Source organism: Frankia sp. CgJB1, from assembly GCF_977947065.1.
On the sequence record NZ_CDWTNB010000092.1, the window covers coordinates 1 to 15931 of the forward strand.

The 15931-nt window shown below is 69.8% G+C and carries 18 protein-coding genes; 11 read left to right on the plus strand and 7 right to left on the minus strand.

Annotated elements, in window-relative coordinates; translation table 11 throughout:
* Positions 1–91: 91 nt before the first annotated feature.
* From AC08OT_RS12030 to AC08OT_RS12055, 6 genes are all read left to right on the plus strand, one after another.
* Positions 92–694, plus strand: a complete 603-nt coding sequence (locus tag AC08OT_RS12030; protein WP_476592949.1) for a hypothetical protein — start codon at positions 92–94, stop codon at positions 692–694.
* Positions 695–1008: 314 nt separating this feature from the next.
* Positions 1009–3906 (plus strand): ATP-binding protein, encoded by a 2898-nt coding sequence (locus AC08OT_RS12035; RefSeq protein ID WP_476592950.1) that lies wholly within the window; start codon positions 1009–1011, stop codon positions 3904–3906.
* Positions 3907–4006: 100 nt separating this feature from the next.
* Entirely contained in the window at positions 4007–4450 is a 444-nt protein-coding gene (locus AC08OT_RS12040; RefSeq protein ID WP_476592951.1) for a hypothetical protein, read from the plus strand.
* Positions 4451–4452: 2 nt separating this feature from the next.
* Complete coding sequence (locus AC08OT_RS12045) at positions 4453–6012, plus strand: ATP-binding protein (protein WP_476592952.1); 1560 nt, start codon at positions 4453–4455, stop codon at positions 6010–6012.
* Positions 5898–6932, plus strand: coding sequence for a hypothetical protein (locus tag AC08OT_RS12050; RefSeq protein ID WP_476592953.1), 1035 nt, complete (start codon positions 5898–5900; stop codon positions 6930–6932). Before AC08OT_RS12045 ends, AC08OT_RS12050 begins: the two co-directional genes overlap by 115 nt.
* 99 nt (positions 6933–7031) lie before the next feature.
* Positions 7032–7433, plus strand: coding sequence for a response regulator transcription factor (locus AC08OT_RS12055; protein WP_476592954.1), 402 nt, complete (start codon positions 7032–7034; stop codon positions 7431–7433).
* Here the strand turns inward: AC08OT_RS12055 and AC08OT_RS12060 are convergent.
* The 6 genes from AC08OT_RS12060 to AC08OT_RS12085 form a co-directional block, all read right to left on the minus strand.
* Positions 7421–7813, minus strand: coding sequence for a transposase (locus tag AC08OT_RS12060; protein ID WP_476592963.1), 393 nt, complete (start codon positions 7811–7813; stop codon positions 7421–7423). The genes AC08OT_RS12055 and AC08OT_RS12060 overlap by 13 nt on opposite strands.
* Positions 7814–7822: 9 nt before the next feature.
* The gene (locus AC08OT_RS12065; protein ID WP_476602824.1) at positions 7823–8671 is read right to left on the minus strand and encodes a hypothetical protein; all 849 of its coding nucleotides are present in this window, start codon (positions 8669–8671) and stop codon (positions 7823–7825) included.
* A 364-nt stretch (positions 8672–9035) separates the two neighbouring features.
* Positions 9036–9488 (minus strand): deaminase, encoded by a 453-nt coding sequence (locus tag AC08OT_RS12070; protein ID WP_462203308.1) that lies wholly within the window; start codon positions 9486–9488, stop codon positions 9036–9038.
* Between the two features lie 71 nt (positions 9489–9559).
* On the minus strand, positions 9560–9874 hold the full coding sequence (locus AC08OT_RS12075) for a hypothetical protein (RefSeq protein ID WP_476595814.1): 315 nt from the start codon (positions 9872–9874) through the stop codon (positions 9560–9562).
* Between the two features lie 181 nt (positions 9875–10055).
* Complete coding sequence (locus tag AC08OT_RS12080) at positions 10056–10349, minus strand: hypothetical protein (protein WP_476592957.1); 294 nt, start codon at positions 10347–10349, stop codon at positions 10056–10058.
* 53 nt (positions 10350–10402) lie between these two features.
* Positions 10403–10603 (minus strand): hypothetical protein, encoded by a 201-nt coding sequence (locus tag AC08OT_RS12085; protein ID WP_006543091.1) that lies wholly within the window; start codon positions 10601–10603, stop codon positions 10403–10405.
* A gap of 116 nt (positions 10604–10719) precedes the next feature.
* Between AC08OT_RS12085 and AC08OT_RS12090 the strand changes: the two genes are divergently transcribed.
* The 4 genes from AC08OT_RS12090 to AC08OT_RS12105 all read left to right on the plus strand — a co-directional run bounded on the left by AC08OT_RS12090 (position 10720) and on the right by AC08OT_RS12105 (position 14438).
* Positions 10720–11319 carry a flavoprotein gene (locus AC08OT_RS12090; RefSeq protein WP_476592958.1) on the plus strand — a complete coding sequence of 200 codons (600 nt, stop codon included), beginning with the start codon at positions 10720–10722 and terminating at the stop codon, positions 11317–11319.
* Positions 11320–11410: 91 nt separating this feature from the next.
* A complete protein-coding gene (locus tag AC08OT_RS12095; protein ID WP_476592959.1) occupies positions 11411–11929 on the plus strand; it encodes a transposase domain-containing protein in 519 nt (172 codons plus the stop codon).
* A 419-nt stretch (positions 11930–12348) separates the two neighbouring features.
* Positions 12349–13053: a cytidylate kinase-like family protein gene (locus tag AC08OT_RS12100; protein ID WP_476592960.1), complete on the plus strand. Its 705-nt coding sequence runs from the start codon at positions 12349–12351 to the stop codon at positions 13051–13053.
* Between the two features lie 71 nt (positions 13054–13124).
* Complete coding sequence (locus AC08OT_RS12105; protein ID WP_476592961.1) at positions 13125–14438, plus strand: B12-binding domain-containing radical SAM protein; 1314 nt, start codon at positions 13125–13127, stop codon at positions 14436–14438.
* A 343-nt stretch (positions 14439–14781) separates the two neighbouring features.
* Here AC08OT_RS12105 and AC08OT_RS12110 read toward each other — a convergent pair whose 3' ends face one another.
* On the minus strand, positions 14782–15099 hold the full coding sequence (locus tag AC08OT_RS12110) for a hypothetical protein (protein WP_476592962.1): 318 nt from the start codon (positions 15097–15099) through the stop codon (positions 14782–14784).
* Between the two features lie 648 nt (positions 15100–15747).
* Here AC08OT_RS12110 and AC08OT_RS12115 point away from each other — a divergent pair.
* Positions 15748–15927 (plus strand): nucleoside triphosphate pyrophosphohydrolase family protein, encoded by a 180-nt coding sequence (locus tag AC08OT_RS12115; RefSeq protein ID WP_476602825.1) that lies wholly within the window; start codon positions 15748–15750, stop codon positions 15925–15927.
* Positions 15928–15931 lie beyond the last annotated feature (4 nt).

Genomic DNA, 15931 nt, shown 5'->3' on the forward strand with positions numbered 1-15931 from the left:
CGGACACATGCTGCCGGGCCGGGGACGGTACGGCGGAACAGGACATGCCCGCGCCGGGGTCCGGGGCTGCGATGATCGGGATGGCGGTCGCATGAGTCGGGGAAGCGGGAGCGGGCAGGTATTGCGGGCCCTTGCCCAGCTGGCTGCGGAGGTGATCGAGCGCCGCCGGGAGGCCGGCGGCCGGCCTGGGGCAAGCGGTGTCCGACCGGGAACCCATGAGACCGGAACGCCTGCCTCCGGGACCTGCGGGCGAGACGTGGCGGAGGGAAGGGGCGGCGGGGCGAGGCCCCAGAAGCCTGCGGAAGCAGCGCGGATCGCCGGGCGCTGGTACTCCCTGGAGCGGGTGAGCCCGGGGTCCGGCGGGCTGCGGGATTTCTATCTGGACATCGTCATTGGGCCGGACGGGCTCTTCCGGGGCAGCCATGCGGGGTATTTCTGCGTCGACGTGCCGGTGTTCGGCCCATTCGGGGTTCCAGCGCGGGACTGCCGGCGCGGGGATCGGCTGTACCCGGCACACGGCCGCCTCGACACGGCGTCCGGGCGCGGCCGGATCGTGCTGGCCGATACCGGGCGCAGTGCCTTCGGTTTCGAGTCGGCACCCGGCCAGATCACCCTTCTGCTCGACACGGGGCTCATCCCGGGCAGCCCTCGCCTGTACCGGCGGGCGGTTCTCCTCCGGAGCGGCCAGGGGTAAAGCTCTGGGGGTACCTATGGATTCGGAATGAAATAACTTGTTCACTTCGGGGTCCTCGCGAGCCCGTGACCTGCGAAGACGCATATTGACTTGCATTAATTACTTCATTACGAATTCTATGTGGAGGCTCCTCAACGCGGGCAGGCAGGACGTCCACGCCGCGCGGGCCCGGCGCAGGGCACGGGCGAGGCACACCTGGCGGTCCCGTCTCGCCTGACCACCGCGGCCGCACATCTCGGCCAACCCTGGCTGTCCGTCTGCCGGTACTGTGATCCACAGGTGGGATCTCGGACCGTGCGGCGGGGGTGCGGTGAGTGAGTTCGAACACGACTGTTTTCGTCGGTCGGTCAGCTGAGCTCGGCCAACTCGCGGCACAGTTCGCCGCCGCTGTCGCCGCGTACGGGTGCCGTTGTGTCCTAGTCGAAGGCCGCGCCGGGGTCGGGAAGACCACGTTGTTGAACCGGTTCCTAACGGACCTGGCAGCCGACCGCGGCGAAAACTCCGGTGATGGCTCCGCGGCAGAGGCCGGGCCCACGGTCCGTGTCTTCCGCGTCGCGGCTGGTGAAGGCGAGCGTAGGCACGATCTGGAACTTTCGGCTCGTTTGCTCGACGTGCTGGGCGCCCCGGCCACCATGGCTGGCGATGCTTCCAGGCCTCTCGACGACCAGCGGATCCGCTGGACCGGCGACCTGCTGACCCGTGCCGTCACGGACCTGTGCGCCGCCGGGCCGGTCGTTCTGCACCTCGACGACATCCACTGGTGCGATCAGCCCTCGCTACGGCTGGTCAACTACCTGCTGCTGCGTTCCGGCAGGCTGCCGCTGCTGCTGGTGCTGACCGGGCGTCCACACAGCTCCCCGGGCCTCGACGAGCTGCGCCGTCACGCCGAGGTGGGCGGGACCGTCCTGCGCCTCGACGGCTTCGACGCCGACGAACTCGATGAGCTGTGCGACGCGGTCGGGGCCGGGCGCCAGCCGCGTCGCCGACTGCAGTCCCTCGTCGATGCCACCGGGGGAAATCCCCTGTGGCTTGCGATGCTGCTTGCCCACCAGGGCGGGAACGCGATCGCCCCGGCGACGGATGTGGGGGCACCACCGCCGCCGGAGTCGCTGGCCTCACTGGTCCATCGTCGTCTTGCCGCCTGCCCGCCGGACGGGCGCCGGTTCGCCGCAGTGGTCACCGTCCTGGGTCGGGCCTGTGCGCCGGCGCAGGCCGCCGTGATTGCCGATGTCGCCAACCCGGCCAGTGCTCTCGGGGACGCCCTGCGCCACGGTCTGGTCACCACGTCCGGTCAGCCGCCGCACCTGCGGGTGGTCCCGCCGCATGCGCTGATCCGCGCGGCGGTCTACCACGCCCTCGACCTCGCCGAGCGGACAGCGCTGCACCTGGCGGTGGCCCGGTCATCCACCGACCCGGCCACCGCGTTGGAGCACCGCGCCGCGGCCACGCTAGTCCCGGACGGCGCGCTCGCGGTCGAGCTGGAGCAGCAGGCCGCAACCGAATCAGCCGCCGGTCTGCACATCCGCTCGGCGGACCATCTCATGCTCGCCGCCGCGGTGAGCCCGGACCAGGCCCGAGCCCGCGGCCTGCGGCTGGACGCGGCGATGTCGTTCCTGCAGTGCGGTGAACAGGACGAGGCGGCCGCGGCGCTGGGCGACGGTGCGGGCCGCGACCCGGAAAGACCAGCCCGATACCGCTACGTGCGCGCCCATCTGGACCTGCTGTCGGGCGACCGGGAGGCAGGCGAACGCGGTCTGGTGGGCAGCTGGGCTGAGGCGCGTTCCACGGGCGACGCGGCGACCGCGGCGCAGAGTGCCGCCTGGCTGGCCCAGGTGAACATCCCGGCCGGCCACTACCGTGAGGCACAGCTCTGGGGCCGGCGCGCCTTCGCGGAGACGGCGGCCTCGTCCGCCCATCGGGCTCTGGGGCTGGTCTTCGTGGCCACCGCACTCACGGCCGAGCACGGTGGCCAGCAGGCCCTGGCGGAGCTCGACGCGGCCGGCGGCACCCTCGCCCCGACCGCGCACACCCTGGCCACGCTGCGAGTCGGCCGCGGGGTGACGCACCTGTGGTCGGGGAATCTGGCCGCCGCGGCCGAACAGCTCGCCCCCGGTGGCTACGCCGACATCGAATCGGTGCATCTGCGGTTCATCGGACTGGCCCACTACGCGGAGGCCACCTTCCGTTCTGGGAGGTGGGCCGAGTCCGCGGCCGGGGGGCGCGACGCCGTCGCACTCGCGGAATCTGCCGGGCACGTGTGGGTCATCGCCTTCGTCTACGCAACCGCCGCGCTCGTCCCGGCCGCCCGGGGGGAGGCGGCCGAGGCGGGCCGGCTGCTCACCCGCGCGGCGGAAAACGGTGCCCATGAAGTTCCAGCGCTGTGCGCGTTCCATACCACGGCCGCCGCGCACCTCGCCGCAGCCCTCGACGACCCGGCCGGGGTTGTCGCAGCCTGCTCCCGGGTGGCCCAACTCGCCCATCCGGACGGGGCCACCGCCCCCGGCGTCTTCGACTGGCGCGACCTCCACGTCGAAGCACTGGTCCGGCTTCGCCGCCACGACGAGGCCGAGGCCGAGCTGGACCACTACGAGGCGCAGGCCCGGACCCGTGCCTCGCCCTGCGCGCTGGCCGCCGCGGCGCGGGCCCGTGGGACGCTGCTCGCCGCACGCGGCCGCCGGCCCGAGGCCATGGAGCTACTGGAACACGCCGCGGCCGAAGCGGACCGGCTGCACATGGTCTTCCCCGCCGCCCTGGCTCGGCTGCGCGCCGGCGAGGTGAACCGGAGCCTACGCCGGCGGCCGAAAGCCGAGGAGAATCTCCGGTCCGCCCTGGAAACCTTCACCAGCCTCGGCGCCCGGACCTACGCGGAGCGCTGTCACCGGCTGCTGGCGTCCCTCGGCGGCCCGGATGCCGCCGCGGGCTCGCGCACGGGGATGACGCGCCTGAAACTGCAACTGCTGCGGCGCATTCTCCGCGGCGACGACTTCGACGCGATCTCCGCCGAGCTTTACATCTCCCGGGGCCATGCCGAGAACCTGGCCCGCGACCTCTACCGGCTGCACGGTGTCGCCTCACGCGCCGAACTCGCCGGGCTGTATCTCGGCCTGCGGGGCCCAGGTCCCCATCCTCTTTCCCCGCTGGACCCTGACGATCCGCCGAGCAGGGAGGATCCGGGCCCGGACCTGGACCTGGATCCTCCGGGCGGCGGCTGACCGGGGTGGCGTCCCGAGCGTCCCGTCCTGGCAGGGGCCTGGGAAGACGCATGGGTTTCTCCACTGTAAGGCCGGGTGATCCGCAGCCTACGATGCGTCCGTGTTCGGTAATCGGGGGAGACGGGCCGGGTCGGGATCCGTCGGCCGGCGGGGGTATGCGGGGCGCTGGTGCTCCGCGGAGCGGCTGGTCCCGGGGGCGGCCGAGCACCAGGGCTTCCACCTGAAGGATTTCCACCTCGACATTCAGGTAGCTGCCGACGGTCGTTTCGCGGGCGTGCACACCTCGTACATCACCGATGGCCGCTCCACGACGGATCTGAGCCCCGCCGGTTTGCGGTACCGCCGTTCACACGTCGCGAACGGCCGGGCCCACGGGGTGCTCGACCATGGCCGCGGCACCGGCGAGATCATGCTGGAAGGCTATGGCGCCGCCGGTCTGAGGGTGCATCACGAACCGGGACGGCTGGTGCTGCATCTCGACACAGCACTGATCGCAGCCGCCCCCGCGCTTTACACCCGGGCCGTCCTGCTTCCGGTGGGCTGACCATGCCCCAGCAGCCCGGCGATGGGCGGGCCGGCCGGTGGGCAGGCGACGGATGGGCAGGCTGGCCGACGCAGGCGCCCCCTCTGTTGGAACGCGGCGCGGAGCTATCGGCAGCCGAGACCCTGATCGGGCGGATCGCCGGCCCGGTGCAGGGGCGGCCCGCGTTCGGTGGCGCCGCGACCGGTGGCGGAGTGCTGCTGGTGGAGGGCCAGGCCGGCCTGGGAAAGACGGCTCTGCTGGCGCGGATCCGCGAGCTCGCGCGCTCAGCGGGTGTCACCGTCCTCGCTGCCCGCGGCGACCTTTCTTACCAGGACTCCCCCTGGTTCGTCACCGCCCAGTTGTTCCAGCGTGAGCTGCTGTCGCACACACCGGCCGAGCTGGGGGAGCTGGTGGGCGAGCACGGGGAGATCCTCGCCCGGGCCGTCGGCCTCGGTGTCCGCGGTGACGTCTCCGGCCCACCCGGTGCGTCCGGTGCGTCCAGCAGGCAGAGTGGGCACGGCCCGGACCCGCGGGACGTCGCCGACGGGCTGAGCAGGCTCGCCGTGCGGCTGAGCAGGCTACGGGGGCCGCTGTTGCTGACGGTGGACGACGCCCACTGGGCCGACCGCTCCTCCTACGGCTGGATCTCCACGTTCGCGTCGCAGGTGGAGATGCTGCCGGTCGCGATAGTCATGGCCTGCCGCCCCGAGGAGCTCCCCCGCCGTTTCCCGTCCGCCATCTCGGCCGTCGCCGCCGCGGCCAGCCACCGACTGCGGCCGCTCAGCGCCGGAGGTGTCGCCGAGCTCGTCCGCCACGCGCTCGGCGACGGGGCGCAGGAGCCGTTCTGCGAGCGGGCCGGCGAGCTGACCGGAGGTATACCGCTCGTCCTCGTCGACGTGCTGTCCCGGGCTCGGGCACAGGATGTCACGCCGACCGGCGCGGGGCTGCCCGCCCTGACCGCGTTGGCGTCGAGGACGCTGGCCGCCCACCTGCTGGCACAGCTCGACCGGCTCGGCCCGGCGACGACGGAGCTGGCCAGAGCGGTGGCGATCCTCAGCTCTCGGGCTACCCTCGACCTGGCCGCCCGGGTGGCGGGCCTGAGCCGGCTGCAGGCCGAGGAGGCGGCCGACCGGCTACGGGCCGCGCTCGTCCTGCGGCCCGATGGTCCCGGCGATCCGCCCACGTTCCCACATCCGCTGTACGCCGACGCGGTGCTGCGGTCGCTTCCCCGCCCGGACCACATCCGGCTGCGCCTGGCCGCGGCCCGGCTTCTGCTGGACCACGGCCATATGGCTGCCTCGACGCGGCGGCACACCTGCTGTCGCTGCCCCCGCGGGGTGACGGGTGGGCCGCCGGAATCCTGCTTGCGGCCGGCCGGCTCAGCCTGGCCACGGGCTCGCCCGCCGAAGCAGCCGTGTTCCTGGACCGGGCCCGGCGTGAGCCGCCCCCGCCGGATGCGGCCGCCGAGGTGCTGCACAGTCTCGGCCTGGCCACCCTGGTACGGGACCCCCAGCAGGCGATATTTCATCTGTCCGCAGCCCTCGCGCAGCCCGGTCTGCGGCCGGGGCTGCGGGAGACCGTAGCACTGCGGCTGGCGAAGTCGCTGGCCCACGACGACCGGATGGCCGATGCGGTCCGGCTGCTCGACGTCGAGGCCCGCACGGCGGCGACCCACCAGGCCCGGCTACGGCTGCGTGCCGAGCACATGCTGTGGGCAATGTTCTGGATGGACGATGACGACGCGCACGCCCGTTCCCGGCGGCTGGCACGTCTGGTGCGGGGGATGTCCGGGCGGACGGTCACCGAACAGTCGCTGCTGGGCCTGCGGGCCTGGGACGCGATGTTGCGTGGGGAGCCGGCAGATACTGTCCTCGGCCTGGCGGCGGCCGCGCTGGGCACCGGGATGAGCTGGGTGGACGAGGACTGGGGGTTCGAGATCCCCGTCCTGGTCGCGCTGTGTCACCTGTACTGCGACCGACCCGAGCGGGCGCTGGAGCTGCATGCGACGGGCCTGGCGGAGCTGAAGAAGCAGGGCTGGCACGGTACCCATCTGGCGTTCGGCTACGCCCTGCACGGCCAGATCCACTACCGCACCGGGCGGCTCGTCGACGCCGAGTCTGCTGCCCGCCGGGCACTGCGGTGTGCCGACTCCCTCGCGCCGCGCAGCCCCGCCCGTTGGTTCGCGCTGGGCACCCTGCTGCAGGCGCTGGTCGCCCAGGGAAAGATCGAGTCAGCGGAGCAGGTCACCGCGGCCCACAGTTACGGCGGCCCTTTCCCGGAGGCGGTGACAATCCCACTGCCGCAGCTCGTCCGCGCCGAGCTGAGCCTGGCCCAGGGCCGAACCGTCGAGGCCGACGATGTCCTGACCGATCTGGGCCGGCGGTTGGACGCCCGCGGCGCGGTCAACCCAGCATGGTGCCCATGGCTGGGGCTGCTTGCCCAGGCCCGGCGGCACACCGACCCGGCGCGGGCACGGGAGCTGGCGGACCAGGCCGTCTCGTAGGCGCGGCGCACCGGCGTCGCCTCAGCCATCGGCCAGACGCTGTGCGCTGCCGGTACCGTCACCGGCGGGTCGGCCGGGCTGGCCCTGCTGGCCGAGTCGGTGCGCAGCCTGGAGGCCTCCCCGGCCCGGTACGAGCACGCCCTCGCCCTTACCGAGTACGGCGACGCGCTGCGCCGCGCAGCCCGCAAGCGCGAGGCTCGTGAGGTGCTCCAGCAGGCCGTAGACCTCGCTGCGAGCTGCGGTGCGCAGGCCCTGGCCGACCAGGCCGCTGAGCGCCTGGCGATGGCCGGCGGACGCCCGCGTCGCCCCCGGGGCTCCGGCGTCGCTGCGCTCACCGACCGCGAGCTGCAGATAGCCCGCTGCGCGGCCTCCGGCCAGACGAATGCCGCCATCGCCCGACACCTGCACGTCACGCCCTCGGCTGTGGAGAAGGCCCTGACCGGTATCTATCGCAAACTCGGCGTCGCGGGCCGCGGTGATCTACCCGGTCATTTTCGCTGACCGGGTGACCCCGGCTCCCGCATGCCGGCGATGTCGCCAGCCGGGTTCGCCGGTGCGACCGAGCCAGGCGGTGAAAGCGATTGATGCCAGACCGAGGGGACGAAGAATCCGGGCACAGCACACTCATAAACCCTTTGGGAGCAGTTCCACTCCGGCGAGATCGCCGGAGTGGACGATCCAGGCCAGCCAAACCGGGGGCGATCCGTGCGGCTCCTGACCAGGGATGATACCCAGTACGGTACACCTGACCGTCCTGCTCTCCGAGACGTTGTCCCACCTCGGCTGACGTGGAAACCGTCGATCGCGAGCAGGGCGTGGGGCAGCGCCTCGCGGGCGGCATAGGCGTAGGTCGTGGACATGTCGATCGTGACGGCCCAGATCCCGGCGCGTCACTGCTCGGGCTGGGCGGCCAGCCAGTCGACGTCGCCCGCAACGGTCCGGCCCTCGACGACCCCGAGCAGGCAATGCCCGCCGGTCGCGTCGAACAGCCCGGTCGCGCACCGGTCCGCGTCCGCCACCCAGCAGCCACTGACCGGGTCCTGGTGATAGCGGGGCCGGCCGCGGCGATAGTCGATCCCGAGCACACCCACCCTGGACCGCGGCTCGGACACCGACCGCCGCGACCGGCGCGCACCCCACCCCCACGCCGCCCGTGGCATTGATGCCCCCGCGGTGTCGGTAGGGAGAGTGACACCGTGATCCCGGCCAGCTCGGCCAACCGGTCCAGCGCATCCTGGGCCGTGTGCCAGCTGGACCCGAGCGCGTCGGCGACCCGGCGCACCGGGACCAGCCAGTCCCCCGACGAGATGGCCCCTCGTCTCCCGGCCCGACACCGAGACCCGCGCCCCCCGTACGGCCATCGGCCCGGTCTCGGCGAAGGTCCGCTGCCCGCACGCGTCGTTGTCGCAGTACAGCCTCCGCTTGTCCCAGACCACTGCCATCGTCCGGATCACCAGGTGCGCCAGCCGCTGCTCGACACGCTCACGCAGCGGCCCCGACCTGGCCTCACCGCCCGGGTAACACACCGCCATCCCCTCCAACGACGACAGGTACAGCTGCACCCAGCCCGACTCCCGCCGCTCGACGTGCACCACCCGGCAGCCCGACCATCCACGCGATATCCACACCCAACGACGTACCCCCGACCACGACACACCCGTTTCCCCGGCAATCATTTCCTCGACAATCATGATCTTGCCGGGAGTGGGTGCGTCGCCGTTTCCGGACACCATCGCCATCGCACTCCGCTACAGCCCTGAAGTTGCGAAGCGTCAGGCGTCGAACACGGCTTCAGGCGTACTGTGCAGAGCCGGTTTGATGACGTATGCCTCGGCACCCGCTTGGGATTAGCGAAGCAGATTCCGCACCTAGGGCGTGGAAGTATGAACCGCCCCAAGATTCGTCCGCAGCGATTTCTGGCCATGCGTAACCTTTGTCGCGTCGCTGGTAGCCTGATCCAAGTAGCTGGCCGCTGGAGATGTTGACCATGCCGACTTACATGGCTTACTGACTACAGTAGACAAACTTAACATGATACCGCCCCCCACAGGGCGTGCGTTTCTTTTTTCTTATATTTCCGAGACGCAAGGCGATGAATTTGATTCAGACCGACAGGTGGGCGTTCATGGCTCGGGCCTTCTCGGCAAGCTCAGGCAGTTCCGCGACAGTGACGCCGGCTTGGGTGAGGAGTTCGTAGCCTTGGCAGTCAGCAACGAAGAGGCTGGGTTCGCGCCAGGCGATGACCACCCGTGGGATTTTTGCTTCCAGGATGAGCTGGGTGCAGGTGCGTGGCCGGGACTTACGCTGCGAGCAGGGTTCGAGGGTGCTGTAGATCGTCGCGGTGGCGAGCCGCGGGTCGTCGGGGGCGATCTTCACGAGGGCGGATTCCTCAGCGTGCACCGCGTCGTCGACCTCACGGGAGAAGCCGAAGGCGATCTCCTCGTTGTTCTCGTCGACGATGACAGCGCCGACCGAGTAAGCGCCGGTGGCGGGCGGGCAGCGGTGGGCGAGTTCGATGGCCCGGGTCATCCAACGGTGGTCGTCGAGCTGGGGCATGGAGCAACTCGTTCTTCCCTGGGGCCAGTCCCTGGTGGAGGCGGACCGGATGGCCGGTGGCGGGATGGTAGTCAGACGGTGATGGCCGTGGGGACCTGGTCCATCCCCTGGCGGAACTCGCGTACCTGGGGGACAGTCTGCCATCCGGCGACGGCGTCACGCAGTGACCGCAGACTGGTCATGATGCGTCCGGAGTGCGTGCTGGCGCCGACCGTGAGTGCGTCGAGACCGAGTGTCGCGGCTTGCTCGGGTTCGCGTGCTCCTGCGTGCGCGAGGGCTTCGCGGGCGAGGTAGACACCGCGGTCGCGGTGGAACGCGGAGGGGAGACCGTCGATCGCGGTCCGGAATCCGGTGGCTGCGGCCGGGTAGTCACCGAGGGCGGCCAACAAGGCGTAGAGGAGGCGGGGGCCATCTCCCCACCGGCCGGGGCTGGGGCCGGTGACGGGGCGGCATCCAATGAAAAGCCCCTCGGCTGTAGCAGGGGGGCGAGCGCAGACTTACACCGCCCAAGAGGGGACGGTTCAGACTGTCTTTCGGTCATATCCCATCGATCGGGGACGGTGGCGGCTATCGGCTTTTGTAGATGTCGTGAGTCCCAATCCGCAACCAGCGCACATGAGAGCCGTCCCGGCCTGGGACGGGGTCCCCGTACTCCCACAGCGCCCGGCCGTCCTTCGCCCAGCGCAGCTCGAACACGCCCGGCTCCGAGCGGAAGCCCTTCACCCCGAGGCTCGGGTGGAACTGGCCCGGCTCCAAGCCCTCGCGGAACAGCACGACCGGGCGGCGGAACGCTCGCCGCTGCTCGGGAGTCAGCCGCGCGTACTCCGCCACGAAGCGGGCCACCTGCTCGTACGCGGGCACGCCGTCACGATAGTGCGTCGATCATTCCGAGCTCACGGGAGGTACGCGGCTCATCAGCTTGCCTTCGGGTGCTCCTCGACGGCCAACTGGTCCAGCTCGTCCAGAAGGGCATCGAACGCAGCGTCGGACAGGCAGAAGACGGTGCGACCCGCCTCGACATCCTCGTGGGCCTCGTCGATCGCGCGCTTGGTGTCGGGGTCGGGTTCATCAACCCACTCGTGGGGCTCAGGGTAGGGCTGCGCCGTCGCGTCCATGGCTAGCCTCCGCATCGGTGCGCATCGTGTCGACCCAACCTTAGCTTCGTCCCTGATGGCTTGCGGCGGCAGCCTGGGCGAGCCTCAGGGCTGACGGACCCAAGCTGACACGGCCGATGTGCCTGCGGCTGTTGGCACGCGAAGGCTGGGCGCGGCAGCATCCGTTCACATCAGCCATCGGAGTGGTGCCCGCTGCGCGGCAGGAGTCGCGCCCCACGTTGACCGTCTCGTGGCCCCTCACTCAAACCCGAGGATGGGACGTCTGCCTGATCACCACACCGGCGGCCGTGGCGTTCATCAACATACCAGCACTTGAAGAACAAACCGGTCATCCTGTGAAGAGCGTCTACCGCCAGCCAGGCGAGCCACGATCGAACTCGTTCCCCCAGGCAGACACGATCATCGTCGCCCCGGCGACCTACAATACGATCAACAAATGGGCTGCCGGTACCAGCGACAACTACGCCCTTGGTGTCCTGGCCGAGGTATTCGGATTGGGTATCCCGGTCATCGTCCTGCCGTTCGTCAACTCGGCTCTGGCCGCGCACTTCGCCTTCCAGCGCAGCGTCACTGAGCTGAGGAAGGCCGGAGCCCACATCCTCATGGGACCGGGGGCCTGGCAGCCGCACGAGCCCCACACCGGCGGCCAGCACTTGGACACGTTTCCGTGGGGACTCGCACTCGACGAAGCGGACTATAGGACCGCGGGGAGCTGACCGTCCTGGATCAGTCCCAATGCCACTGACGCTATTTGGATCTTGGCTGGCGCCGGGGTGTCGGTTCCGGTAGTTCTGCCTGGTTAGCAGCATGATCAGGGGTGTGGCGGACATTGGGGCGGTGGCGGCCGGCCGGCTGACGGACTGGATCTCGCTGGGGGTCCTGACGTCGTTCGTGCCGCGTGACGCGGTCGACGAGGCGATCGAAGCGACCGGAAAGGGCGCCAGGCGCAGCGACGCGACGATCCCGCCGCACGTGGTGGCCTACTTCGTGATGGCGTTGGCGCTGTTCGCGGACGACGACTACGAGGCGGTCGCACGCCGGCTGGCCGGGACGCTCGACGACTTCGACGTCACCTCGCCGAAGTGGGAACCGACGACGGGCGGGCTGACCAGGGCCCGCCAGCGGCTCGGCCCGGCGCCGCCACCGCACCATGCGGCTACTCGCCGCCGACATCACCCGGCCGGACACGCTCAACACCCGCCGCGAACGTACCTACCCCCGCGTGGTCCGCCGTGCCCGGCACAACCAGTACCCCGTCAAGAAACCCGGCCAGTGCGGCACCCACCACGACGCTCCACCCCACGATCAGGCTCGCTAACCCGCTGAATCCCCCAGCTCGCCGCTTGATCGACTTAGCGTCAGTGGCATTGCGACGGGGCCGCGTCACCAGTGCGCGAGTGTTTCAATCCCTCGAAGGGGCGATGAGATTGTGAGTCCAGGCTCGTCCGCCGGGGTCCTCTGCTGAGAGGTCTCCCCTCCTACCGAGGATGCGAGCCGCGGCTTTCGCATGCGCCCGGCCATTCTACGGCCACATCATAGGTGAATGCGCTATGCGGGCATGAATGCTGTATGCATTCTACCCTAAGTCTGCTGCGGAACGTGTCATGTTGGGAGAGCGTCTCCGTCTCCGAAACCGATCTCACGCCCGCTTACTCCGTGTGTGCGCCGACCTCCAAGACCCACAAGAGCCGTGATTAGTCAGGGGGATCGGGTAGTGCACGACATCGTCAAGAAAGGACCCTCCCGTGTTTCCGTCTCATCGCCCCAACGTCGCTTTTGCAGGGTTGACTGCTGCCGGCAAGACGACGCACGCCCGCCGGCTGGCGACGGAGCTGGGCTATGAGTACGTGTCGGCGACCGAGGTGATGCTAGAGATCTTAGGGATCGATGCGCCAGCGGAGGGGGTCTGGTTCGACAGGTTCGACCAGATCCGCACCGCCCGGCAGGGGGACGCGGCCGACATCGAGCTGGATCGGCGGCTGGAGAAGCTGGCGGCCGACCGTCAGGGCACCGTCTTCGATGCCTGGGCGCTCGCATGGCTGGCACCCGACCCGGTGGTACGGGTGTGGATCGAGTCCGATCTTGAGTCCCGCGCCCGCAAATGCCAGGTCTCCCAGGTACGCACCGCCCTGTCGCTGCACGACTGCCGCGAGCACGTCCAGGCCAAGGATTCCGACACCCGAGCCGGCTTTCTCCGCCGCCACCACTTCGACCTGTTCACCGACCGCCATCGCTATGACCTGGTGGTCTGCAACACCCACTTGATACCGATAGCCGACCGCGCCTGCGCGGACGCCGGGATCGTAGCGTTCACCCCGGTCGTGCGCGAGGCGGTGACCGCGCTCCTCGACAAGCGTCCACCGGACGAACTTGCCACCCTGGCCGACCGCTATCCGGCGGAAATCCTGTGGATCGGGGCCGCGGGCCCCAGCACGGTTTCACGGGACTAGACGCCCAGGAAACCCCACGGCTGGAAGTCGTCACCCCAATTTCCCCACTGCTACACACCGGAGGTCACACTGTGCGTGTCGCGCTGCTCTACTCCGAGGTCTACGACATGGCCCGATTCCGGGAACGCCGCCGGGAGTTCCCTCCGTTCGGGGCTCTCTACCTGGCTGCCGTGATCGAGGACGCCGGCCACGACGTCGCCGTCATCCAGGTCCGGCCCGACCATCTGAGCCTGGACCTCACTGGCTACGACGCGGTCGGGTTCAACCTCGCATCTTCCGCGACCTACGGATTCATGAAGGAAGCCCGCGAGCACAGCCAGATCGACCCCAGCGCGCTGGTGATGGTCGGCGGCGTGCACAGCAACTTCTACCCCGACGAATCGCTGCGCGACTTCCGTGCGGACGTGGTCTGCGAAGGCGAGTCGGAGGAGACGATCCTCGATGTGCTGGACCGGGCTGCCGCAGGCCAGCCCTTCACCGGCGTCGCCGGCACCCACTGGATCGAGGACGGGCGGGTCCGGACCGAGCCACCGCGCCGGCTGATGAGGGACATCGGCCGGCTACCGCTGCCCGCCCGGCATCTGCTGCCCGTCGGGGACTTCGTGCTGGAAGACCGGCTAGCCGGCCGAGACATCCGTATGGCGCACGTGATGTTCAGCCGCGGATGCCCCTTCCCGTGCTCGTTCTGCGCGGCCGGGCAGACCCGCATCCAGTACCGCTCCGGGGCCAGCGCCCGCACCGAGTTGAACCAGCTCATCGACCGGTACGGCGTGCAGGGCTTCGCGATCGTCGACGACAACTTCATCGTCAACAAGCAGAAAGTCGGTGACATCTGCGATGCGGTCGGTGACCTCGACCTGTCCTGGTCGGCGCTGTCCCGCGTCGACACCATCGACGCGCCGTTACTGAAGAAGATGGCGACCTCGGGCTGCATCGAGATCAAATATGGAGTCGAGTCCGGGAGCGAGCAGCTCCTACGGGCGATGCGCAAGAACACCACCCGCGAGCAGATCAAAGCGGCGTTCGCAGCGACCGCCGACGCGGGGATCGAGGGCAAAGCGTTCATCATCCACGGCTTCCCCGGGGAGAATGCCGAGACCACCGCGGAGACGATGAGCCTGCTGGCCGAGCTGGGATTGTCCCTGAGCCGGGTGTCGCTGTTCCGGTTCGTCCCCCTGCCTGGCACACAGGTCTACGCCGATCCCGACCGGTACGCGCTGCACGGCACGCACACCCAGCCCGACTGGGACCGCGACTGGTCGAAGTTCCACATCCACCACAACAACCGGCACTGGTGGGGCACCGCGGAGCAGTGGCAGGAGACCGAAGATTCCTACCAGCGGCTACGCCACTTCGTCAAAGACCACTGGAATGCACAGGGATGAACCCGACTCGGCCCGGCCCGTGCATGGCGGGGTGACGGACCGCTGATAGCGTGCTGCGGTGGTCGCCGTCGCTCCCCGTACCGCCGGAGCCGTCACGCTCACAGCCGACCAGGCCAGCTACTTGTGGAACTGGACGCTCACCCGGCAAGGGCTGCATCCCGATCATCGTTTGTCGTCCGTCGCCGAGATCGCATATGCCGGGCTGGGCCTCCACGCCGCGCGCTTACCCAGTCCGTTCGCGACCGTCCTCGCCCGCGCTGCCAGCCCCGAAGCCGCGACATCGCTATTCGCCCCCCAGTCGGGCCTCACCACGCTGCGGTGCATGCGCAAGACGCTGCATCTTCTACCGCTCGATCTGGCGGCCGTCGCGCATGCCGCGACCGCCCGCTACCGGTTGCGCGACGCCGCCCGAATGGCCGTCAACGCCGGTGTGTCCCAGCCCGTCGTGACCCGGGTGACCCGGCTGCTCATGCGGCTGCTCGCGGGCGGCCCGGTGCCGGTGCGGCAGATCGAAGCAGTCCTGACCGCCTGCGGCGAGCCGGTCGCGGCCGTCCGCGTCGCCGTGAAAACGGCGTGGGAACAGGGATTGCTCACCTACCTGAACCAGTCCGGTTGTTGGAATGCAGAACGCCGAGCCTTCGCGCTGACCTCCGACGTCCACCCCGGCCTGGACGTCGCGCAGGATCCCGGAAAGGCGACGCGAACGCTGGTGTACGCCTGCTTCGACCGGTATGGGCCAGCGACTCTACAAGGACGCGACGTGGTGGTCGGCCCTGTCCCGGACCGCCATCACCGCCGCGCTGAACGCCTCGGATGCCGAGTGGCTGGAGGTCACCACACCGTGGAGCCCAGCCCGAGTCTACATGACCACCGCCTGGTACGAACAGTTCCTGGCTGCCGATCCCGCCGCCTACACGAGCGGGTTACACCTGCTCGCCCACGAAGACGTCGCGCTCAAGGCGTACTTCGAGACCCGAGAGAGGTATCTGGGCGGCCTACCGACAGAACAGGCGTTGAATCAGATCGGTGAAGCGCTACCCACGATCGTGCTCGACGGGCAGGTCCAGGGCACGTGGGCGTGGCACCCCGTCACCCGAACTGTCATTCCGACAGTCGTCCGCGACCGAACCGCCCTGACCCGCGGTGTCGCCGCCGCCGCCGATACGCTTACCGCCGCGCTGCGCACGGGCTGGCCGCGACCGGACCCCGACCGCCGTCCGCCACGACCCCAACCAGCTCACCCTGGCCATCTGACTCTCCCAGCAACACCGGCCGGGCTCACACCTCACGCAGAGAAAGGTCCACCGCCATGCGTCCGCTGGCCGCCGGCTTTGACCCGACCGAGTTCCAGCAGTACGTCGCCGCCATGGAGAAGGAACGGGGGTTCTCCGAGCGCAGCGTCACGGAGCAGGCTCTGCTGTTGGGCGAGGAGGTCGGTGAGCTGTTCAAAGCCGTCCGCAAAAGCGAGAACCTCAGGGATCATCATTAAATAA